The sequence below is a fragment of the Arthrobacter sp. 10N43 genome, from assembly GCF_056394525.1.
Genome location: NZ_JBFTIA010000008.1, coordinates 118,530 through 139,495, shown reverse-complemented (window position 1 = coordinate 139,495; position 20,966 = coordinate 118,530). Strand labels below are relative to the sequence as shown.

Genomic DNA, 20,966 nt, shown 5'->3' with positions numbered 1-20,966 from the left:
CGATGGGCCGCGTGACGCAGCGCCGCAAAGTGCACAAAATTGTCCTGGACGGGTCCGCGCACGCCCTCGAATTCCCGGTCCGGCACCGGGAGGACGTCCTCGCCGTCGAGGAACCGCTGGAAATCCGGCTCGGAAACATGTCCTTCTCCGTCACCATGCGAACGCCGGGCAGCGACTTCGACCTCGTCGCGGGGTTCCTGGTCTCCGAAGGAATCATCTGGACACCTGAGCAGCTGGTTTCGCTCAGGTTCTGCGCCGGTGAAGACGCCGACGGGATCCAGACCTTCAACGTCGTGGAGGCCCAACTGCGGCCCGACGTCGTCCTGCCGGAGACCGGCCGAAACGTCTTCACGTCCAGTTCGTGCGGCATCTGCGGGACGGACTCGATCGATGCCGTGCGAAAATCCTCGCACTACAGCCCGGCACAGGATCCGTTGACCGTTCCCGTCGAAACGCTCGCGGCCCTCCCGGATGCCCTTCGGTCCGCCCAGGAGGTCTTCGACCTCACCGGCGGGGTGCACGCCGCCGGGCTCTTCAGAATCGCCGACGACGGCTCGGCGGAGTTGTTGTGCCTCCGGGAAGATGTCGGACGGCACAACGCCGTGGACAAGGTAGTGGGCTGGGCCCTCCGCGAAGGCCTGCTCCCGCTCCGGGGCACCGTGCTGCAGGTCTCCGGCAGGGCGTCGTTCGAGCTCGTCCAGAAGGCAGCCCTCGCCGGAATCCCGGTCCTCGCCGCAGTCAGCGCACCCTCCAGCCTGGCCGTCGAACTGGCCGAGGCCAGCGGGATGACCCTGGCAGGGTTCAGCCGCCGGACCAGCCTGAACGTCTACGCAGGCCAGCAGCGCGTCGCAGTCCCGGCCCCCGCGGCCAGCTAGCAGCAACACTTGGCCAACGGGTTCCCCTCGGCGTAAGTTTTATCCATCGATTGGAGCCAATCGGACGCCCCCAGCGCTGAAGAGGAACACATTGCACGACGACCGCCGTCTTACGGAAGTCCGGCTGGACCGCTTTCTGCGTGACCGCATCGCCCCCGCCGTTTACCCGCGCAGCGTCCCGCTGACGCTGAGCAGCTGGGACGTGCCGGACGAACCCGTGCCCGTGCTGGAAGCCCTCCGGCACGAGTTCACGCCCCAGGAACACGGAGCGGCCTGGGGCCGGCCATGGAGCACCAAGTGGCTCCGGCTCCGGGGCGACGTGCCGGACGGCTGGGGAGCCGCGGCCGGCACCTCGGTGGAAGTCCTGGTGGACCTGGGTTTCAGCGCCGACGCCCCGGGCTTCCAGTGCGAAGGCATCGCCTGGCGGTCCGACGGGACCATCATCAAGGCGGTTTCACCGCGGAACCAGTACATTCCGCTCAAGCTCCTGGGCAGCGGCATGGCCGTTGACTTCTATGTCGAAGCCGCGGCCAACCCGGACTTGTCCCAGAACTGGACCTTTGCCGCCACGCCGTACGGCGACAAAGCCACCTCGGGCAGCGAGCCCAAGTACCGCCTGGGCAGGATCGCGATCGCCGAACGCAACCAGGCGGCCTGGGAACTCCAGCAGGACATCTTCACGCTCAGCGGGCTCATGCACGAACTGCCCATGGACCTGCCCCGCCGGCACCAAATCCTGCGGGCGCTCGAACGCATGCTGGACATCATGGACCCCGACGACGTCGCCGGCACCGCGGACGCCGGGCGGGCCGCCCTGGCCGACGTCCTGTCCCAGCCGGCCAACGCCTCGGCGCACCAGCTCGTGGCCACGGGCCACGCCCACATCGATTCGGCCTGGCTGTGGCCCGTCCGGGAAACCATCCGCAAGTGCGCCCGGACGTTCTCCAACGTGGTGGCGCTGATGGACGAACATCCCGAGTTCATCTTTTCGTGTTCCTCGGCCCAACAGCTTGCGTGGATGAAGGAGTACTACCCGGAGCTGTTCGGGCGCATCCGGGACAAAGTCCGCGCCGGCCAGTTTGTTCCCGTCGGCGGAATGTGGGTCGAATCGGACTCCAACATGCCCGGCGGCGAGGCCATGGCGCGGCAGTTCCTCGAGGGCAAGAGCTTCTTCCTGGACGAATTCGGGGTCGAATGCCAGGAAGCGTGGCTCCCGGACACGTTCGGGTATTCCGCAGCGCTCCCGCAGATCATCAAGGCCGCAGGCAGCCGCTGGTTCCTCACCCAGAAGATCTCGTGGAACCAGGTCAACAGGATGCCGCACCACACCTTCAACTGGGAGGGCATCGACGGCACCCGCGTATTCACCCATTTCCCGCCGGTGGACAGCTACAACTCCGACCTCAGTGCCCGGGACCTGGCGCACGCCGAACGGAACTACCGGGACCACGGCCGCGGGGCCACATCCCTGGTGCCCTTCGGGTACGGCGACGGCGGCGGCGGCCCAACCCGCGAGATGCTGGCCGCGGCGCAGCGCACGGCGGACCTGGAAGGCTCCCCGAAGGTTCGGATCGGCTCGGCAGCCAGCTTCTTCGAGCAGGCCCAGGCCGAGTATGAGCCCCTGCCGGTCTGGGTGGGGGAGATGTACCTGGAACTGCACCGGGGAACCTACACCAGCCAGGCCAAGACCAAGTTGGGCAACCGGCGCAGCGAGCACCTGCTCCGGGAAGCCGAACTCTGGAGTGCCACGGCGGCCGTGCGCGCGGGGCACCATTACCCTGCCGCGGAGCTCAAGCGACTCTGGCGGCTGGTCCTTCTCCAGCAGTTCCATGACATCCTGCCGGGCAGTTCCATCGCGTGGGTCCACCAGGACGCCGAACGGAACTACGCCGCCGTCGAACGGGGGCTGGAAACGATCATCACGAACGCCGCGGCCGCGGCCCTGGGCCCCGGCAACCGGGAATTCCTCCTCAACGCCGCCCCGCAGGAGCGCCAGGGAGTGCCGGCGTTGGGTGCTGCAGAACCCGTCCGGCCCGGACAGCCGGTGTCGGTCACCGAGGCGGACGGCGGCTACATCCTGGACAACGGCATCATCCGGGCGGTGGTCGATGCCGACGGGCTGCTGGCCTCGCTCATCGATCACACCACCGGGCGGGAGGCGATCGCTCCCGGGGAGTCCGGCAACCTCCTGGAACTGCACCGGGATACGCCGAATGAATGGGACGCGTGGGACATCGACGCCTTCTACCGCCGGAACGTCGTCCGCCTGGTTGAGGCGCGTTCCGTGACCCTGGAGCGCGACCCCCGGGGGCAAAGCCCGGACGCCGTCGTGGTGGTGGAGCGGATGGCCGGGTCCTCGGCCGTGACCCAGCGGATTACGCTGGCCGCGGGCGCAGGCTCCCTCGCGATCACCACCCTGGTGGACTGGCAGGAGCGGCAAAAACTGCTCAAGCTCGGCTTCGCCCTGGACGTCCGGGCCGACCGGTCCGCGGCGGAGACGCAGTTCGGCCACGTGTTCCGCCCCACTCATGTCAACACGTCCTGGGAAGCCGCGAAATTCGAGATCTGCGCCCACCGCTGGATCCACGTCGCCGAGCCCGGCTACGGGGTGGCGGTCTCCAACGCGTCCAGCTACGGCCACGACGTGACGCGCAACGTCCGGGAGGACGACGGCGGCACCACCACCACGGTGCGGGTCTCGCTGCTGCGGGCGCCGAAGTTCCCGGATCCCGGCGCCGACCAGGGCAGGCACGAGCTGCACGTCACGATCCGGCCCGGTGCCACGATCGCGGACGCCGTCGAAGAGGGCTACCGCACCAACCTCCCCCCGCGGGTTGTACAGGGTGCCCACACGGTGGAGCCGCTGGTCACCGTGGTCAACCAGGCAATCGTCGTTGAAGCGGTCAAACTCGCCGAAGACGGCTCCGGAGACGTGATTGTCCGGCTGTACGAATCGCTCGGGGAACGCTCCACCGGCCTCGTGAAGGCCAACTTCCCGGTCCGCGGGATACTCGCCGTGGATCTGTTGGAACGGCCTGTCGATGCGCCGGGAGTGGCTGCCGGTCCCGACTCTGCCGAGCTTACGTTGCGGCCGTTCCAGCTGGTCACGCTGAGGTTCCAGCGCTGAAGTGCAGGGAAAACGCCGTTAAGCAGGCTGAGTGGGAGCGGTCCTTGCGGACCGCTACCACTCATCCCCCCAATGGCGCTTGGACGACTGCCTCTGCTTCGCACGGCTGACTTCCGTACACGAAGCGATTGCCGCTTTCACACATTCATGATTCTTTCACGGTCTAATGATTTTGTGAATGGCCTACCCGTTGTTCTTGCGCAATGTTGCGCGAGCGTTACCAGTTTTCTTTGCGGCGAGCCCGGAAGCCCAGAACAGTCCCAGGCCCAGGACATACCCCAGGACGGCCGAATAGTTGATGGTTTGCTGCACGAGGATCCAGTCCTCCGGGGCAAAGGAGGCGGGGAAGCTCAAGGCTGTGGCGAGGGCGCCCATGCACGTCATGACTGCCCCGGCACGCACCAGCCGCGGCAGGGGGCTTCTGGCGGTGGCCAGCAATGCCGGGAGCAGGGCCAGGGAGACGAAGGCGGGATACGTGCGGCCGGCCGCGGCGTAGAACGGCGCCAGGGCGGCGTTGTGTCCACCGTTGTCGGTGATGCCCAGCATGCCGACCGAGGACCCGCGGGTGTCCATAAGGAAGAAAATTACCGCCACTGCGGCAGCGCTGAGGGCCAGGGCCCAGCCCCCGGCCGGGCCCGCAATGAGGCGGTAGCCGCGACCGTCTGCCAGTCCTTTCGCGACGCGCAGACCGACCAGCAGGACCGCCGCGAACACGAGGAAACGCAGGAGCAGGTGGGCAAGGTTCCATCCCCCCAGAGCCGCGTCGATTGCCTCATAGGGGCCGGGGACCGAGAGCAGGCTGCACAGGGTCGCAAGGAACAGGATCCAGAAAACGGTCCTGTTCCGCCCGTGGATCGCATCCGGGACGCGGAGGAGGAACACCACGGAACAGATGATCAGCGTCCCCCATTGGAGGGTTGCAATCATTCCGGGTACCCCCACATGGCTCGCCTGCCCAGCCGAACGACTCTCAGGTCAGGCCAGCTTGCTTCTTAGTCGCCCGCATAGCAAGCGCCTTCGCCAGCCAGATCAAGGAAAGCCCAAGGACCAGGCACAGAACGGCCGAGTAGTTGAGGACGAACCGCATGAATCCGAGTGACGGGGGAATGACCGGGGACAGAAGGCTCAAGGAAATAGCCACGGTACCCAGCGCCAGCAACCCCGCGCTGAACCGCACCAGGGCCGGGAGGCCGCTGCGGAGGGTCCGCACCATCGCCGGAAACAGGGCCAGGGTTATGTACGCCGGATAAAGCCGCCCGGCGGCCCCGTAATACTCCACCAAGGCGGCATTGCGCTCATCCTTGGCGAACACCGTGACCAGCCCCGCCGAGGATCCGGCGGTGTCCATCATGAGGAAGACCGCTACCACCACAGCCGAGGCGGCTACGGCGACCGCGATGCCGACAGGGCCGGTGATCAGCCGCAGGGCGTCGTCCGCGCTGAATCCCCGGGCCACCCGGAACCCCAGGAAAAAGATGGCGGCGAAAATGACGAAGCGTAGCACGAGATTGGCGACGTTCATGCCTCCGAGGGCTCGGTCCACGGCCACATAGGGCGCCTCGATGCTGAGCAGGATCGCCAGGGTCATGAGCGCGAAGATGGAGAACAGGGACCGGTTCTGCCCACGGAGGGCGTACGGCAGGCGGGCCAGCGTGACCACGCAGCACACTGCCAGCGTGGCCCACTGCAGGATCGCGATCATCCGAGGTTCTCCCAAATTTTTTCTGTTTGTGCCTGCTCGTGCTCCTGGCGCCGCAAGGACTTTCCGAGCGCCTGGAGCCGCTCTCCGGCCAGGGCGCTAAGGTCTCCGTCGGAGAGGGAATCCAAGGCGGCCTGCTTCGCCCCCTGCGTCCAGCCGGCCTCTTCCTCGGTTATCAGGCCCGTGGCGACGAACCCGCCCGTGAATCCTACGCCCGCCGCGCGGGCTGTCGCGACCGCCAGTTCGGGGGACAGCCTGTTGGCGGTGAGCTGGGCCGAGTAATTTTGCGGCGCCACGCCGGTGGCGGCAGAAACCCGGTGACGCAACTCACCGTCGTCGATCGCGTCCACCCAGTTCCGGACTGATGTGGCATGCGGGGCGGGGGACAGTGCGCGGGTCATGGAGCTGCCGTGGTCACCATAGCCGCCGTACGCGGGGGAGGAGCGTGAAATGACGGCGCGCAGCAGATCCATGGTGGCCACCTGGCTGACGAGTTCGGCCGGGGTTGGCGGCTGCGGCGCGGTGGCCAGCTCGGCATAGTGGTCGAAGGACGCCAGTTCCGCCAGCGGACTTAGATCCAGGGCCCGGCTGATGCTGACCAGGGTGGTTTCGGCCACCTTCCCGCGCACCAGCTGCTGGGCAAATGTGGTGCGCTTGATGCCGGAAATCCTGCAGATATCGGCCGTGCTCTCCGTCGGAGCAACGCGATGAAGCCAGAGTTGGAACGCCTTAGCGGGTAATGGCATCTATGGCTTCCTGCGGAGTCGATGGGCAGTGTGGGTACTGGCACTCGGTGGGGCAGCGGCGGTCGAGGCGGGAGATGGCGGCGGTGTGGCGCAGCGGGCTGGGATTTTACGTGAGGTCCTAATTCAACTATGCTAAATGGTCGAACCCGCTGGTCCGTACACCCCCCAAGTCCGGACCGGCGGGTTCTTCTATGCCCGGCTGCTTTTCGGCCTGCCGGGACGGGCGGGTTCTGCCCGTCGGGGCGGTCCGTTTGGGCCGCAGTGAGAGGATGAACTAATGACTGCAACCCTTGTTGCCAAGGACCTTTCCGGTGGTCACGATCACCGCACCCTCTTCTCAAAGCTGTCCCTGACCGTAGCTCCCGGTGACGTAGTGGGCGTCGTCGGCGCCAACGGTGCCGGCAAGTCCACGCTGCTGCGCCTGCTCGCCGGCGTCGACGAACCTCAGGAAGGCACAGTAAGCCTGGCCCCGGCCGACGCCTTTGTGGGCTGGCTGCCGCAGGAACACGAGCGGATTGCCGGCGAAACGGTCGCCGGCTACATCGCCCGGCGCACGGGCTGCGCGCAGGCCACCCTGGAAATGGAGTCCACCGCAGAAGCACTGGGCTCCGGCGCTCCCGGCTCCGACGACGCCTACTCGCTGGCTTTCGACCGCTGGATGGCCTCCGGCGCAGCCGACCTGGAAGACCGCATCCCGCCGGTCCTGGCGGACCTTGGCCTCGATGTGGGGCCCGACGCCGGAATGACCGGCCTGTCCGGCGGCCAGGCGGCCCGCGTGGCGCTCGCCGCGCTGCTCCTGAGCCGCTTCGACGTCGTACTGCTGGACGAGCCCACCAACGACCTGGACCTCAACGGCCTGGCCAAGCTGGAGGCGTTCGTGCAGGGACTGCGCGGCGGCGTCGTCCTGGTCTCCCACGACCGCGAGTTCCTCTCCCGCTGCGTCACCACGATCGTGGAGCTGGACCTGGCGCAGAACTCGGTGGCGGTCTACGACGGCGGCTACGAGGCGTACCTGGAGGAACGCGCCGTCGCCCGCCGGCACGCCCGGGAACGCTACGAGGAGTACGCCAACACCAAGGCCGACCTCGTTTCCCGGGCCCGGACCCAGCGCGAATGGAGCTCCCAGGGCGTCCGGAACGCCATGAAAAAGAACCCGGACAATGACAAGATCCGGCGGGCGGCCAGTACCGAGTCCTCCGAAAAGCAGGGCCAGAAGGTCCGGCAGATGGAGTCCCGCATCGCCCGGCTCGAAGAAGTCGAGGAACCGCGCAAGGAATGGCAGCTGCAGTTCAGCATCGGGGCGGCCCCCCGGTCCAGCTCGGTGGTGGCCACCCTGCGGGGCGCCGTCGCGCAGCAGGGCGGGTTCACCCTGGGCCCGGTGAACCTGCAGCTGAACGCGGGCGAACGGATCGGGATTACCGGCCCCAACGGTGCCGGCAAATCCACCCTGCTCCGGCTCCTGCTCGGCGTCCAGCAGCCCGACTCCGGCGATGCCTCCATGGGTGCGTCCGTGGCCATTGGGGAGATCGACCAGGCACGCGGCCTGCTGGCCGGCGATCTGCTGCTGGGCGACGCCGTCGAGGCCGTCCTGACGGAGCAGACTCCGGCGGAAGTGCGCACCCTGCTGGCCAAGTTCGGCCTCAAGGCCGATCACACCAACCGGCCCGTCGACTCCCTGTCTCCGGGGGAGCGGACCCGGGCCGCCCTGGCGCTGCTGCAGGCCCGCGGCGTGAACCTGCTGGTGCTGGACGAACCCACCAACCACCTCGACCTGCCCGCCATTGAGCAGCTCGAGGAAGCCCTCGACAGCTACGACGGCGCGCTGCTGCTGGTCACCCACGACCGCAGGCTGCTCGAAAACGTCCGCCTGGACGCCCGCTGGAACGTCGAAAGCGGCGTCGTCACCGAACTGCACGCCGATGCCCCGAAAGGCAGCACCACATGAGCATGGACCGGGTCGCCTGGAGCTCCCTCTACAACATCACCCGCGCCTCCAGCGGGTCCAAGCCGTTCTCCAAGGAGACGCTGAAGCGCGTCTTCAGCTTCGCCCGCCCGCACCGCGGCAAGCTGATCGCCTTCGTGCTGCTGTCCATTGTGATGGCCTTCCTGGCTGTTGCCACCCCGGTCCTCGCCGGGCAGGTGGTCGACGAGATCATCGCCCATGCCGAGGCCTCCACAGTGATCTGGCTTGCTGTCCTGATCGCCATTGTGGCGGTGGCCGAGGCGGGGCTGGGCCTCGTGACCCGCTGGCTGTCCTCCACCATCGGTGAAGGCGTGATCGTGGACCTGCGCACCAAGGTCTTCGACCACGTCCAGAAAATGCCGATCGCCTTCTTCACAAGGACCCGGACCGGGGCCCTGGTCAGCCGGCTGAACAATGACGTCATAGGGGCGCAGTCGGCCTTCGCCGGCACGCTCTCGGGCGTGGTCAGCAATGTCGTGGCCCTCGCCCTGACCCTTGCGGTGATGCTCAACAAGTCCTGGCTCGTGACGGTGCTCGCCATGATCCTGCTGCCGATCTTCCTGATCCCGGCCCGCCGAATGGGCTCCAAGCTGGCCGACCTGCGGCGCGAAGCCGCCGAACACAACGCCACCATGGGAACCCAGATGACCGAGCGCTTCTCCGCGCCCGGCGCCACCCTGGTCAAGCTCTTCGGCCGCCCCGACGAGGAATCCCGCGAGTTCGCCCTGCGGGCCGGCCGGGTCCGGGACATCGGTGTCCGCACCGCCATGCTGCAGTTCACCTTCGTCACGGCGCTGACTCTGGTCTCGGCCCTGGCCCTGGCGCTGGTCTACGGCCTGGGCGGCTGGCTCGCGCTGGCCGGGCAGCTGAACGCGGGCGACGTCGTCGTGCTGGCACTGCTGCTCACCCGCCTCTACGCGCCGCTCACGGCCCTCTCGAGCGCGCGGGTGGAGGTGATGAGCGCCCTGGTCAGCTTCGAGCGTGTCTTTGAGATCCTGGACCTCAAGCCGCTCATCCAGCAGAAGCCAGACGCCGTGGCCTCCCCGCCCGGTCCGCTCTCGGTGGAGTTCGACGACGTCCGCTTCGCCTACCCCTCGGCGGACAAGGTCTCGCTGGCCTCCCTGGAGGACGTGCTGACCCTGGACACCCGCGGCGGCGAGGAAGTGCTGCACGGCATCAGCTTCCGGGTGGAGCCCGGGCAGACGGTGGCCCTGGTCGGCTCTTCCGGCGCGGGCAAGTCCACCATCGCCCAGCTCCTCTCGCGCCTGTACGACGTCGACTCCGGCGCGGTCCGCTTCGGCGGCACCACGCCCGGCACGGACGTGGACGTCCGCGACCTCACGTTCGACTCGATGCGCGCGACCCTCGGCATGGTGACGCAGGACGGCCACCTGTTCCATGAGAGCATCGCCTCCAACCTGCGCCTGGCCCGCCCCGAGGCCACCGACGAGCAGATGTGGGATGCGCTGCGGCGCGCCCGGCTCGAAGACATGATCCGGTCCCTGCCCGAGGGCCTGGACACGGTGGTGGGGGAGCGCGGCTACCGGCTCTCCGGCGGCGAGCGGCAGCGCCTGACGATCGCGCGCCTGCTCATCGCGCAGCCCCGGGTGGTCATCCTCGACGAGGCCACCGCCGCGCTGGACTCCACCAACGAGGCCGCCGTCCAGGAGGCGCTGGGCGCCGCGCTGGAAGGCCGCACCGCCGTAGTGATCGCCCACCGGCTCTCCACAATCCGGGCAGCCGACGCGATCCTGGTGGTGGAGGACGGCTCGATCGTGGAGCGCGGGACACACAAGGAACTCCTCGCCGCCGAGGGCCGCTACGCGGAGCTGTACCGCACGCAGTTCTCCGAGGCCACCGCGGTTGCCCAGGAAGCCGTGCCCGGGTACTGAGCCGCGGTACTGGGCCGGTGTACTGGGCCGGTCTACTGGGTCGCGGTACCGAGCCGCGCGACCGGGCCCCCGCTACCTGTGCTGGTGGGCTGACGGTTTGGCGGACAGCGCCGGCAGCACATGGTCTGTCAGGAGCGGGGCCAGGTCCCCGGGAAGCTCGGCGGCCAGGTCGAGCCACCGGATCTCGGCGATTTCCGCCGATGGCCGGGCACTCCACACCCCCGGCGCCGTGAAGACGGTGGCCTCGATCTGGGTGGCAGCCTCGTTGGCGGCGTCCGCCACCCAGCAACCCAGCAGGTCCAGCCGGTCCGGGGCCAGCACAATCCCCACTTCCTCCCGGAGCTCACGCGCCGCCGCCTGGGCAGCGGTTTCGCCGGCCTCCGGTTTGCCGCCGGGATGCATGAACTTGTCCGTGCCCCGTTTGCGGACGGTCAGGAGGCGTCCGGAGCGGTCGAAAACGCAGACGGCGGAGACGACAATGCGGGGGTTCATTCGACACCCCTGAGGTTTGGTCCTGCGTCTGGGCCTGCTTTCAGCCGATGCAGGACGGACTCCAGCAGCTGGTCCTTGGCGGGCCCGGTGACGTCCCAGCGGTAGCCGCAGTCGTCCGGTCCGAGGACCTGGTAGCTCACGCGGTACGTGTCGGGGTCACACCAGTGCACGTCGCGGTTGGCCTGCCCGGAGAAGCCCATGCGGTGGAAGGGGCGGCCGTCGGGGAAGTACACGTCCAGGACCTCCGGCGTGTCCGCGGACCGCAACAGGTATTCCCGGCTGGCCGGCCCGGTGAAAGGCGCGCCGCTGAAAGAGGTCCAGTGCACGGTGCCCTCTTCACGCCACACCAGGCCGCCGTCGTCGAGGTCCGTGAAGCGCACGACGCCGATGAAGGTTCCGCTGATCCCGGTGCTGCGGTCCAGCAGGGTGCGGTCGACGGACCAGGAGCCACGCAGGTAGGCGCGGAGGTCAAAGTCCGGACCCGTGTCCGGGGTTTCGTCCGGGGCAGGAATGTTCAAGTGCCCTCGATTGGAATCGAACCAACGACACCGGCTTTAGGAGAGCCGTGCTCTATCCACTGAGCTACGAGGGCGGGCGTCCGCAGCCCGGCCCAGGGCCGGTCCGGTCGGACACGGATATAAGCATACAAGGTGAGCGCGCGTACTACGCTCTTGGCATGACCGCAGGAACCACCGAGCTTTCCGCCGGCGCCCTCTACTACCCCGATGTGGCCGCGACCCGGTTTTACGTCGGGGCCCTGGCGAAGCTGAGCGTGCTGCAGTATTTCGTGGCTGAATCGGCGGTGATCGGCGCCTGGGCGGGCGCAGAACCCTACAGCCGCCGCACGGGGTACATCAGCGACCTCGGCGCCGTGTCCTGCGGGGACTTCTCTGGCCGGGACGTCTGCTCGCCGGCGCATCTGCTGATGAACGCATCGTTTGTGATCCAGGGCCTGGGCATGATCGTCGGTGCGCTCCTGCTTGGCTCGGCGCTCATGTGCTGTGCCGCGCGGGCCGGCGTGCCCGTCAGGCACGGCGGCGTGCAGGGCGGCGTGCACGGCCGGATGCACGGCCGGATGCCGGGCCGGGGGCGCTGGGGAGCGGGGGTGGTCGCCGCGGGCGCCGCCCGCCTCCTGACCGGCACCGCCGGGGCGGGAACGATCATCGTGGGCCTGGTGCCCGAAGACACGGGATCGGGCTGGCATGTCGCCGGCGCCCTGATGTACTTCGCAGCCGGGGCCCTGGCGCTGCTGGTCCTCGGCTGGCTGTGGCTCAGGCAGACGCCGCTCGGGTGGTTCATCGTGGCCTGCGGCATCGTGTCCTCGGCGGCACTCATCGCAGGCGGCCTGACAGGCATGCACGTGCCGGAACCAGGCACCCTGGAGCGGCTCATGGGCTACCCCATTACGCTTGGCGTCGCCGCGGCAGGCCTGGTCCTCGCCCAGCGGGTCCAGCACGAACGCACGCTTCGCAAGCGGGCCCGCGCCCAGACGGGCTGAGGCGGACCCGCTGAGATCGACGCCCTTAGGGCGCCGGTTTAGTGGCGTCGGTCTATTGGCGCCGGTCTATTGGCGCCGGACTATTGGCGCCGGCGCTAGGGTGCGGTCGCCGTAGGGGTCGCGCTCGCGCTGGGCACCGCCGTCGCCTTGCCCATGATCTTCAGCAGTTCCTCGTCCCGCAGCTTTGACCACGGCGACTCCGGCGATCCCTGCAGCGCAGCCTCGGGGCTGTCGGTCTGGGTCCACCATTTGGCCTCGAAGACCCGGCCCTCGAAGAGCACGCGGTCGCCCTTGCGGTAGACCGTGGCCGGCTGCCACGCCGGGGCCGTGCCGGCCGGTGCCGTCAGCTGCGGCGTCGGACGGTCTGCGGCCAGCACCGGGCCGATGATGCGCCACGGGGTCGCGGTGCCCTGCAGGACGGGGTCATCCGGGGTGTCGGCGCGGGTCCACCATTTGGCCTCGTACACGTTGGAGTGCCACACGACCCGCTCACCCGCGGCATAGGCGGTGGTCTCGGACCACACCGGGTACGGGCTGGTGGAGGGGTTGTCACTGACGGCCGGCGCCGGCGTCGATGCAGCCGCGGCGGCGGGTGAGGCCGAGGAGGTGGCCAGGACGCCCGCTCCCAGGATCGTGGCGAAGGATGAGCTGCCCTGGTCCACGCCGCTGCAGCCATCGGAGACCTTCGTGACGTCCGGGAAGTTCTGGCTGCAGGTGCGGTCACGGTTCAGGGACCACATGGAGAGACGGCCGATGCCGCGGGAACTGGCGAAGGCGCTGAGTTCCTTCGCGTCCTGGAGGGTGAAAATTTCCCCGGCGACGTCGTTCTGGCCGATCATCGGTGTCAGTCCGACTTTCCGCCAGACGGTCTCGCTGCCCAGCTCGGTGCCGGCGGCCCGGTACAGCCCGGTCAGCTGCCGGTGGGTTGCTTCCGCGGCGGACACCGCGTTCTCGTACATCGACCGGCCGGCCAGCCTGCTCCCGCCATAGTCCATGGTCATCGCGTTCACCCCGGCGAGGTCCACCCCGGCGGTGATCATCCTTGTCACGGCGTCGCTGCCCGCCGTCGTGAGGCCGTTCGGATCCGCCGGCAGCGTCAGCCAGACGCTCAGGGACTTCCCGTCGCGCTGGCGGTCCTGCTGGAGCGCGGCGACCGCCACGGAACGCCGTTCAAGGGCTGCCGGGTCCGCGAGGGCCTCGCCTTCGACGTCCAGATCGATGCTGCCGACGTCATAGCGGTCGACGACGGTCCGGTAGGCCGCCTTCAGCTTGGCCGGATCGGTGCACGTGACGGCGAGTTCCTGGTTGGCCAGACCGCCGAAGGACACCGCCACGGTGCCGCCAAGTTGCTGAAGGCGAGCCACTCGCCGGTCCAGATCCAGCGAGGATGCGGCGTCGGCGAGGGAGTAGGCGGCGCCCCAGGACGGCGTGCACGCATCCTTGGGATCAGCGACGACGAAGGACAGCACCACCTTTTCGGCTTCCTTGGAGGCCGGGGCCTCGAAGGCGTACCGGGGCGTCGCCGTGACGTCGACGTAGCCCGAGAAGACGGACGGAATGGCCTCGGCCGCCCGGACGTCCTGGAAGTTGCCCCATGCGACCACGCCGCTGGCTGCGGCAGCCGCCACGGCAGTGATCAGCACGCCCAGCCGGACAACCGATAGTTTGCGGCCTGGGAATCGTTCGGACACAGGGCCCCCCTTGTGCGTTTTTTGGTGAGCGGCCGGGCACGCGCCGGCAGCCGGTATCAGCTCGTGTAATTTCCGGGGTGTCTGATGTCCGGCAAGCGTCTGACCTTGCATTATCATAAGGGCACTCACCGGAACATTCCGGTGCGGCGTGCGGGTTTTGCCGTAGGCGCGCGCCAATATGCCGACTTTGCAGTCTTATGGGGACTAATGCCAGATCAGCTTGACTTGCCGCGCGTGGATGCCGAAAGTGTGACCACCGAACAAAAGGGCGCGGTCCGGCGCCGTCAATGGGGGTCCGAGCGTCGTTCGGAGCCACTGTCAATAGTTCACCCGCGACCGTCCAGGCGCAAAATAATCCTTGGCCGCCTGGGAATTCTCACGACGCTGGCGGCGTGGGTTTCCTACGTCATTTCCACCATTCTGAAAGAGCTTGCTGACAACCCGAACGCGGGTTTTAGGTTTCAGTTTGAGACGGTTTCCTATCTGGTCGTCGTAACATTCCTGACGTTTTCTGCACTTATGTATCTTTTGGCCAGGCAAGGGGCCCTTTATCGCTTCCGCGACCATTCACGGGTTCCGCGCGGCGAGCTGGACCGCCACTTCGCCGACTACTCCGAGGGCATCACGGTCCTGGTCCCCTCCTACGCCGAAGAACCCCAGGTGGTTCGCGCCACTCTGTGGTCCGCCGCACTGCAGGAATTTCCTGATCTCAAGGTGGTGCTGCTGCTCGATGACCCACCGCACCCCTCGGACCCGGGCGATCTTGCCCGGCTGGAAAAGACCAGGGCGCTGACCGCCGAGATTGCCGCCGAGCTCAGCGTCCCGGCCGCGCGGTTCAACGCCGCGCTCGCCGCCTACCGGCTCCGGGAAAAGGCCGGCGGGAACGGCCCGGCGGCTGAGCTGGCCCTGCTGATCTCCGAATATGAGGCCGCCGCCCAATGGCTTGAATCGATGGCCGCCGCCGAAACAGTGGAGGACCACGTCGACGAGTTCTTCGTCGACCTCGTCCTCATGGGCCTGGCCCGTGAGTTGCGGCTCGTGCTCGTGGGCCTGAACGCTGCCTTCGTGCAGCAGACCTCACCGCCGCGGTCGCGGATCGAAGAGCTGTACCTCCGGCTGACCTGGATCTTCAACGTCGCCACGGAGACGTTTGAACGCAAGAAGTACTCCAGCCTTTCCCATGAGGCGAACAAGGCCATGAACCTCAACGCCTACATTTCGCTGATGGGGCACACCTGGCACAAGGAGACCACCGCCGACGGCGTGGTCCTGCGCAAGGCGCCGGCCGGCGTCGGCCCTGACCTGGACAGCGACTTCATGGCGGTCCGTGACACGACCTACCTGTTGACGCTCGACGCCGACTCGCTGCTTCTGCGCGATTACTGCCTCCGGCTGGTCTACTTCCTGGAATCGGCCGGCAACGAGCGCGTGGCGGTCACCCAGACGCCGTATTCTTCCTTCCGCGGAGCCCCCACCCGCATCGAGCGGGTCGCCGGGGCCACCACCGACCTCCAGCACATCCTGCACCAGGGCATGACCTACTACGGTGCAACCTTCTGGGTGGGCGCCAACGCCGTCATCCGCAAGAACGCCCTGGAGGACATCGTCGAGGTCGAGAGCACCGGTGGCTTCGAGATCCGGACTTACATCCAGGACCGGACGGTCATCGAAGACACGGAATCGAGCATCGACCTCGGCCAGCACGGCTGGACACTGGTGAACTATCCGGAGCGGCTCAGCTACAGCGCCACGCCCCCGGACTTCGGCTCCCTCGTGGTCCAGCGCCGGCGCTGGGCGAACGGTGGCCTGCTGATCCTGCCCAAGCTGTGGGTCCAGCTCCGCCAGCACCGCTCCGAGCGCCGGGCGATCCTGTTCAGGGAAGTGCTGCTGCGGGTGAACTACATGGCGTCGATCGCCTGGGCCAGCTTTGGCCTCGTCTTCCTCCTGGCGTACCCCTACGACAGCCGGCTGCTGAGCCCCATCGTGTTCCTCGCGGCCCTGCCGTACTTCCTCGCCATGGGCAGCGACCTGCGTGACTGCGGGCACCGTTTCACCGACATCTTCCGGATCTACGGCTTCAACCTCGTGCTGCTGCCGGTTAACCTTGCCGGCGTGCTGAAATCGCTGCAGCAGGCCGTCACGGGCGACAAGATTCCCTTCGCCCGCACTCCCAAGGTCAAGGACCGCACCGCCGCCCCGGCCATCTACGTCCTCACGCCGTACGCGATAGTCGTGTTCTCGCTGCTGACCGTGTGGCGGGACGCCCAAATGGGCAACTGGGGCAACGTCGCTTTCGCCTCCCTCAATGCCGTGCTTGCCGCCTTCGCGATCCACGCCTACATCGGTGTCTTCAACTCCGCGGTGGATGTATTCCTCGGGGTGGTTAACTGGCTGTATGTCAGCCCCCGGCCCAAGACAGTGAAGGAGAGCCCTGTGATAGCCAAGACAGCCGAGGAAATCGACTGGGAAACGATTCTCTATCACGGTGACCGCCGGCTGAACCGTGACCTCCGGGGTTCCACGGACCGCCGCCGTCGAATTGCGGTCCGATGACGCTGGAGGCCCTGGCCGGGCCGGACGAGCGGCCGCCCGCGGACCGGTTGCAGGCGATGGCTGCGGACCGGTTGCCAGCGATGGCGGCCGGCGCAATCCTGGAGGCGGCGGCTGAAGCCGCGGTCCCGGCGGTCGATGGGGCCTTCACGAACGGCATTGCCGCCCGCGCCATCGGCGTGCGGATGATCGACGGCGGAATCATCGAGGTCCTGCTGCCTCCAAACGAAGAAATCGAAGGGCCGGAGGCCCGCGTCGCCGGCGAGGCCGTCCGTGCACTCGCCGCGGGCCGGCGGGTGCCGGTGCTCCTGGTGATTACCGGCGTCGTCGGTGTCAGCATTGAGGCGCGGCAGGTCTACAGCGGTTCCATCGCGGCGACGGCCTTCGCCCTGGTGGGCGAGAGCCCCGTGGACCGGGTCATTGCCCACTACCTCCTGCGCTCCAAAAGCGAGACGATCCCGGCGCAGTTCTTCACCTCTGAACCCGCCGCCGTCGAATGGCTAAGGCAGTATGCCCGTGAAGAATGACGCGCCGGACCCCAGGCTGCACGCCCTCGTGGAGGGCATTGTGCGGATCGCCGGCGGCGATCTGAGCACCAGGATTCCCCATTCCGGGGCCCGCGACGACGTTGCCGCCGTCATCGCGGGCATCAACCTGATGGCCGATGACCTGCAGACCATCTACCAGGAGCTGGAGGAACGGGTCGAAAGCCGCACTGCCATGCTGCGCGAGGCGCAGGTGGAACTCGAACGCATGGCCTTGACCGACCCCCTGACCCAGCTCGCCAACCGCACGGCCCTGAATTCGGTCCTGAGCCATGCCCTGGCGGAGTCCTCCCGCGGCGAGATGCCGCCGGCGCTCCTGATTCTCGACCTCGATTCCTTCAAGGGCATCAACGACACCCTGGGGCACAGCGCCGGCGACGACGTCCTGCGGGTCATCGCGCGCCGGCTCCAGGACGCGGTCCGCGAGACTGACACGGTGGCCCGCCTCGGCGGCGACGAATTCGCCATCATGCTGCCGAAGTCCAACCTGGTCCGGGCGCGCAGGGTGGCGAACAGGATCCTCGCCGCGCTCAACGAGAGCCTCGACGTCGGGGACCTGAAAATCACGTGCGGGACGAGCATCGGCCTCCGGATTGCAGAACCCGGTCAGAGCGTCGATGACCTGGTCATGGAGGCCGACACCGCCATGTACGCCGCCAAGGCGCAGCCGCACAGCAGCATCAAAGTCTTCGAGCCGGCTCTGTTGTACGCGCGCCGGCTGCAGAGCGTCATGATTACCGAAATGCGCGAAGCCATCCGGCAGGACCAGCTGACCTTGCATTACCAGCCGGTGGTGGACCTCGTCTCGGGCCGAATCGAAGGCGTCGAGGCGCTGGTCCGGTGGAACCACCCCGAGCGCGGCCTCCTCATGCCGGACCAGTTCATCCCCCTCGCCGAGGAAACCGGCATGATTGTGGACCTGGGACACTGGGTGCTGCGCAATTCCGTGCGTCAGTTGCGGGCGTGGCAGCAGGAACTGCAGGTGGACAGCACGTTCAACGTCCGCGTCAACATTTCCACCACCGAGCTGCAAAATCTCGAACTGATCGAACATGTGCGCGACATCCTCAGGGAAACCGGCGTGGATGCCTCAAACCTGATCGTGGAGCTGACGGAGTCCATGGCAGTCAATGGAGGGGACGTCGACCAGTATTCGCTCAACGGCCTGCGGCGTCTCGGCGTGCAGCTGGAGATCGACGACTTCGGAACCGGCTATTCGTCCATCAGCTACCTGCGCAAGCTGCCCGTGAACGTGGTCAAGATCGACCGGAGCCTCATCAGCGGCCTGGGCGACGACGAGCAGCAGCGGGACTTCGTGGCCGCCGTGCTGCACCTCATCCACGCCTGCGGGCTCAAAGCGCTGGCCGAGGGGATCGAGACACCGGAGCAGGCCCAGGTGCTCCGTGAGATGGGGTGCGGCAGCGGCCAGGGCTACTACTTCGGCCGGCCGGCCCCGGCGGCCGACATTGTGCAATTGATAAACCGCAATAAGTCCGAATAAACGCGCTGGCAGGGACGGCTGCGGTTGGCTCTTTGTCCTGGGCTCTTTTGTCCTGGGCGTCGCATTAGGTTGGCTGTGATGCGGGCTAAACCGTCTACCCAAATAGAAATGCGGCGGGCTCCGGACATAATGCCCGGTGCCCGCCGCAGCCGTTCCGTATCCGTTAGTTCTTCGGAGTGGAGTTCGGCCACCAGCCAACTGCTACAACAGAGCCCTGGCTCGAACCGCTGGAGGCAGAGACAGCTGCCGAGGCGGACAGGCCGGCGCCGGCGAGTGCACCGGCGACGAGGAGCGTTGCAAGGATTTTCTTCATTTGAACTCCTGATACGTAAGAGGCTGATGTGACTCATGTGATACAGGCCTAGTATAGGGGAAAAGGACACGCCACAAGGTAACAATTCATGATGAATTGTGATCAAGTGTGATATCTGCACTTATGGGGTGAATCTTGCGTGAACCCTGCGGAGGTCCTTCTTGCGTGGCTGGTTCGTTTCCGCTCCCGCGGCAACGGATAATTGAGGCATGCAACGAAACTCAGTTTCGCCTTCCTACGCCGCCGCAGAGCTGCAGGCCCGGGAATATCGAACCAGCCACGACTTCGGTCGTGCGGCCAGCAGTGCGCAGATGGCCTCGGAAATCGCGAGGAACGACGGCGATCTGACGGCTGCCTGGGGAATGAGGCTCTTTCAGGCGGAGAATCTGCTCGACGCCGGCGACTTTGAGGCCTGTGCGGTACTTGCCGCCGAGTTGGTGGTCAGCGCCCCCGGCGCCCCGGCGGAAGATGCCCGCGGCAAAGCAAATATTCTGCTCGCAAAAGCCAGGCAAGGCGCAGGCATGCTGGGGCAGGCGGCCGACGCAGCGCGAACGGCAGCGAGTCTGTCCTGGGGTGCGGGTGACGTGGAGAATAACGTCAAAGCCCGGCAGGCGCTCATCGCGGCGCTCGCCGAAAGCGGCAGCTTGGAGGAGGCCTGGAACGAGAGCCTCCTGCTGGCTGACGATATATCCAACGAGGTCGATGACCAGTTGGTCGGAAAGGCCTACTGGGTTATCGGCAATGTTGCGTTCCTCTGCAACAAAGTGAAGGAGGGGCTTGAGTATCACGAACTCGCGGCGGAAACGTTCTCTCCGGCGCGAAATCTTGATATTTGGGCCAAATTCAACAAGGCGTCGGCCGCCATGCGGCTTGCCGCCGATGTTGCGGACGCGGACACGCTGCGCTGCATCGAACGCGCTGAGTTGGCCACCGACGTCATCGGCGGCACCGAAGAAGATCACATACTGCTCAAACTAAACCGTGGCCACTGGAATTTTCTGGCTGGGGACCAAAAAGCGGCTGTCGACACTCTTGGGAGCATCTTCCCGGTCCCCGAGAAAACGTCGCCGCAGATTCTGGGCGAGGCATATCTGTTGCTGGGCCGGTCTCATGCCGCTTTGGGAAATGGGGCCGAAGCCCGGAGGCACCTGCTGGAAGCCGCGGACCACTTTGAGAAGGCGGGGGCCCCGCAGCGTGCGGAGCAGGCCCTGGAGTTCCTGACAGACGCGCACTGACCTTGCACTGAGCCGGAGCCGCGCTTGGACATGCCCTCTGGCTGCTGTAGCTCCCCGGGGGACATGCCCTTCGGCTGTGATGAGGAGTGGACATAGTGCCCCTGTGCCCAGCGTTCGCCGCTAAGACTGGACATGTCCCGCGCTCGAGGCGTGGTGCAGGGGAAATGCCCAGTGCTCGGGACTAGGACTGGACATGTCCCGCGGCGGAGGAACCATCAGCGCCCTTGCGGCCGAGGAAGACGGCCGCGGCGCCAGCGACCAGGCTCAGCGCCAGGAGCACCCAGCCAGCCACGGTGAGCGTGGACGCCAGGGCGACCTGCCCGCCGTCGAGGGTGTTCGCGGACATCATTCCATCGATTACCGTGTTGCCCCACAGCCGGACGACAGCAAAGAGCAGCGGAAGGGCCCATAGTGCCCAGCGCAGTGATTTACGGGCCACGTTGGTGCCGATCAGCAGCAGCCATGTGAAGCCAAAAATCAGCGGGAAGAGCATGCCGGCCGTCTTGTGGACGTAGCTCAGCTGGCCCCGGGCGTCGGAGTCCATGGCCGCGCGCAAGCGCTCCACGAATCCTTGGTCGAAGCCGCCGACCAACGAATCGGGCATGGCCTGGCCGCCCGACAATTGGGTGAGCTGGTCGAGGGTGAGGAGGTGCAGGTACCAGAACAGGAACAGGCTGGCCACAACGCCGGCGATCACAATCAGATTGCTGTTGCCCTGCGCCTTCTGCGGGGTCCGCGCGGTGGTCGGATTGATCACCGGGGGGAGATGGTGCTGGGGGACCGCCGCGTTAGCGCCGTGCTTCTTGATCCGCTGCGCGGGTGTCTTGGCCATGGCTCCA

17 protein-coding genes and 1 tRNA gene are annotated in these 20,966 nt (G+C 67.0%); 9 read left to right on the top strand and 9 right to left on the bottom strand.

Annotated features, from left to right (window positions below; genetic code table 11):
* Positions 1-2 precede the first annotated feature (2 nt).
* Both fdhD and AC1DDO_RS16230 read left to right on the top strand, forming a co-directional pair.
* On the top strand, positions 3-875 hold the full coding sequence (gene fdhD / locus AC1DDO_RS16235; RefSeq protein ID WP_476867272.1) for a formate dehydrogenase accessory sulfurtransferase FdhD: 873 nt from the start codon (positions 3-5) through the stop codon (positions 873-875).
* A 91-nt stretch (positions 876-966) separates the two neighbouring features.
* Entirely contained in the window at positions 967-4,002 is a 3,036-nt protein-coding gene (locus AC1DDO_RS16230) for an alpha-mannosidase (protein WP_476972240.1), read from the top strand.
* Between the two features lie 183 nt (positions 4,003-4,185).
* Here AC1DDO_RS16230 and AC1DDO_RS16225 read toward each other — a convergent pair whose 3' ends face one another.
* The 3 genes from AC1DDO_RS16225 to AC1DDO_RS16215 are packed head-to-tail and all read right to left on the bottom strand — an operon-like array spanning position 4,186 to position 6,447.
* Entirely contained in the window at positions 4,186-4,929 is a 744-nt protein-coding gene (locus AC1DDO_RS16225; RefSeq protein WP_476867270.1) for a hypothetical protein, read from the bottom strand.
* Between the two features lie 43 nt (positions 4,930-4,972).
* Entirely contained in the window at positions 4,973-5,704 is a 732-nt protein-coding gene (locus AC1DDO_RS16220) for a hypothetical protein (protein ID WP_476867269.1), read from the bottom strand.
* Positions 5,701-6,447: a hypothetical protein gene (locus AC1DDO_RS16215; protein WP_476867268.1), complete on the bottom strand. Its 747-nt coding sequence runs from the start codon at positions 6,445-6,447 to the stop codon at positions 5,701-5,703. Before AC1DDO_RS16215 ends, AC1DDO_RS16220 begins: the two co-directional genes overlap by 4 nt.
* 277 nt (positions 6,448-6,724) lie before the next feature.
* Here AC1DDO_RS16215 and AC1DDO_RS16210 point away from each other — a divergent pair, with 277 nt between their 5' ends.
* Together AC1DDO_RS16210 and AC1DDO_RS16205 are read left to right on the top strand one after the other, a co-directional pair.
* On the top strand, positions 6,725-8,392 hold the full coding sequence (locus AC1DDO_RS16210) for an ABC-F family ATP-binding cassette domain-containing protein (RefSeq protein ID WP_476867267.1): 1,668 nt from the start codon (positions 6,725-6,727) through the stop codon (positions 8,390-8,392).
* Complete coding sequence (locus AC1DDO_RS16205; RefSeq protein ID WP_441409930.1) at positions 8,389-10,302, top strand: ABC transporter ATP-binding protein; 1,914 nt, start codon at positions 8,389-8,391, stop codon at positions 10,300-10,302. The genes AC1DDO_RS16210 and AC1DDO_RS16205 overlap by 4 nt, the downstream gene beginning before the upstream one ends.
* A 72-nt stretch (positions 10,303-10,374) precedes the next feature.
* Here the strand turns inward: AC1DDO_RS16205 and AC1DDO_RS16200 are convergent, their stop codons facing one another.
* From AC1DDO_RS16200 to AC1DDO_RS16190, 3 genes are all read right to left on the bottom strand, one after another.
* The gene (locus AC1DDO_RS16200; RefSeq protein WP_476867266.1) at positions 10,375-10,794 is read right to left on the bottom strand and encodes an NUDIX hydrolase; all 420 of its coding nucleotides are present in this window, start codon (positions 10,792-10,794) and stop codon (positions 10,375-10,377) included.
* Positions 10,791-11,312, bottom strand: coding sequence for a DUF6314 family protein (locus AC1DDO_RS16195; protein ID WP_476867265.1), 522 nt, complete (start codon positions 11,310-11,312; stop codon positions 10,791-10,793). Before AC1DDO_RS16195 ends, AC1DDO_RS16200 begins: the two co-directional genes overlap by 4 nt.
* A 1-nt stretch (position 11,313) precedes the next feature.
* Positions 11,314-11,386, bottom strand: a tRNA-Arg gene (locus tag AC1DDO_RS16190).
* Positions 11,387-11,470: 84 nt separating this feature from the next.
* On the opposite strand from AC1DDO_RS16190, the gene AC1DDO_RS16185 reads away from it, so the two are divergent.
* On the top strand, positions 11,471-12,292 hold the full coding sequence (locus AC1DDO_RS16185) for a DUF998 domain-containing protein (protein WP_476867264.1): 822 nt from the start codon (positions 11,471-11,473) through the stop codon (positions 12,290-12,292).
* A 95-nt stretch (positions 12,293-12,387) separates the two neighbouring features.
* Here AC1DDO_RS16185 and AC1DDO_RS16180 read toward each other — a convergent pair whose 3' ends face one another.
* Entirely contained in the window at positions 12,388-13,983 is a 1,596-nt protein-coding gene (locus AC1DDO_RS16180) for a chitinase (protein WP_476867263.1), read from the bottom strand.
* Between the two features lie 519 nt (positions 13,984-14,502).
* Between AC1DDO_RS16180 and AC1DDO_RS16175 the strand changes: the two genes are divergently transcribed.
* From AC1DDO_RS16175 to AC1DDO_RS16165, 3 genes are read left to right on the top strand one after another with little or no spacing between them, the layout of a single operon-like run.
* Positions 14,503-16,536 carry a glycosyltransferase family 2 protein gene (locus AC1DDO_RS16175; RefSeq protein ID WP_476867262.1) on the top strand — a complete coding sequence of 678 codons (2,034 nt, stop codon included), beginning with the start codon at positions 14,503-14,505 and terminating at the stop codon, positions 16,534-16,536.
* A complete protein-coding gene (locus tag AC1DDO_RS16170) occupies positions 16,533-17,060 on the top strand; it encodes a DUF7793 family protein (RefSeq protein WP_476867261.1) in 528 nt (175 codons plus the stop codon). The genes AC1DDO_RS16175 and AC1DDO_RS16170 overlap by 4 nt, the downstream gene beginning before the upstream one ends.
* Positions 17,050-18,579 (top strand): putative bifunctional diguanylate cyclase/phosphodiesterase, encoded by a 1,530-nt coding sequence (locus AC1DDO_RS16165; protein ID WP_476972239.1) that lies wholly within the window; start codon positions 17,050-17,052, stop codon positions 18,577-18,579. Before AC1DDO_RS16170 ends, AC1DDO_RS16165 begins: the two co-directional genes overlap by 11 nt.
* A 163-nt stretch (positions 18,580-18,742) precedes the next feature.
* Here AC1DDO_RS16165 and AC1DDO_RS16160 read toward each other — a convergent pair whose 3' ends face one another.
* On the bottom strand, positions 18,743-18,892 hold the full coding sequence (locus AC1DDO_RS16160; RefSeq protein WP_164468567.1) for a hypothetical protein: 150 nt from the start codon (positions 18,890-18,892) through the stop codon (positions 18,743-18,745).
* A gap of 209 nt (positions 18,893-19,101) precedes the next feature.
* On the opposite strand from AC1DDO_RS16160, the gene AC1DDO_RS16155 reads away from it, so the two are divergent.
* Positions 19,102-20,127 carry a hypothetical protein gene (locus AC1DDO_RS16155; protein ID WP_476867259.1) on the top strand — a complete coding sequence of 342 codons (1,026 nt, stop codon included), beginning with the start codon at positions 19,102-19,104 and terminating at the stop codon, positions 20,125-20,127.
* Positions 20,128-20,308: 181 nt separating this feature from the next.
* Here the strand turns inward: AC1DDO_RS16155 and AC1DDO_RS16150 are convergent, their stop codons facing one another.
* On the bottom strand, positions 20,309-20,959 hold the full coding sequence (locus AC1DDO_RS16150) for a hypothetical protein (protein WP_476867258.1): 651 nt from the start codon (positions 20,957-20,959) through the stop codon (positions 20,309-20,311).
* Positions 20,960-20,966 lie beyond the last annotated feature (7 nt).

What these genes read in the sequence shown, in the direction of transcription:
- AC1DDO_RS16170 (WP_476867261.1), top strand. Translation starts at nt 16,533, where the DNA reads ATGACGCTGGAGGCCCTGGCCGGGCCGGACGAGCGGCCGCCCGCGGAC.
- AC1DDO_RS16150 (WP_476867258.1), bottom strand. Translation starts at nt 20,959, where the DNA reads ATGGCCAAGACACCCGCGCAGCGGATCAAGAAGCACGGCGCTAACGCG.
- AC1DDO_RS16185 (WP_476867264.1), top strand. Translation starts at nt 11,471, where the DNA reads ATGACCGCAGGAACCACCGAGCTTTCCGCCGGCGCCCTCTACTACCCC.
- AC1DDO_RS16200 (WP_476867266.1), bottom strand. Translation starts at nt 10,794, where the DNA reads ATGAACCCCCGCATTGTCGTCTCCGCCGTCTGCGTTTTCGACCGCTCC.
- AC1DDO_RS16210 (WP_476867267.1), top strand. Translation starts at nt 6,725, where the DNA reads ATGACTGCAACCCTTGTTGCCAAGGACCTTTCCGGTGGTCACGATCAC.
- fdhD (WP_476867272.1), top strand. Translation starts at nt 3, where the DNA reads ATGGGCCGCGTGACGCAGCGCCGCAAAGTGCACAAAATTGTCCTGGAC.
- AC1DDO_RS16155 (WP_476867259.1), top strand. Translation starts at nt 19,102, where the DNA reads ATGCAACGAAACTCAGTTTCGCCTTCCTACGCCGCCGCAGAGCTGCAG.
- AC1DDO_RS16160 (WP_164468567.1), bottom strand. Translation starts at nt 18,892, where the DNA reads ATGAAGAAAATCCTTGCAACGCTCCTCGTCGCCGGTGCACTCGCCGGC.
- AC1DDO_RS16225 (WP_476867270.1), bottom strand. Translation starts at nt 4,929, where the DNA reads ATGATTGCAACCCTCCAATGGGGGACGCTGATCATCTGTTCCGTGGTG.
- AC1DDO_RS16215 (WP_476867268.1), bottom strand. Translation starts at nt 6,447, where the DNA reads ATGCCATTACCCGCTAAGGCGTTCCAACTCTGGCTTCATCGCGTTGCT.
- AC1DDO_RS16175 (WP_476867262.1), top strand. Translation starts at nt 14,503, where the DNA reads ATGTATCTTTTGGCCAGGCAAGGGGCCCTTTATCGCTTCCGCGACCAT.
- AC1DDO_RS16205 (WP_441409930.1), top strand. Translation starts at nt 8,389, where the DNA reads ATGAGCATGGACCGGGTCGCCTGGAGCTCCCTCTACAACATCACCCGC.
- AC1DDO_RS16220 (WP_476867269.1), bottom strand. Translation starts at nt 5,704, where the DNA reads ATGATCGCGATCCTGCAGTGGGCCACGCTGGCAGTGTGCTGCGTGGTC.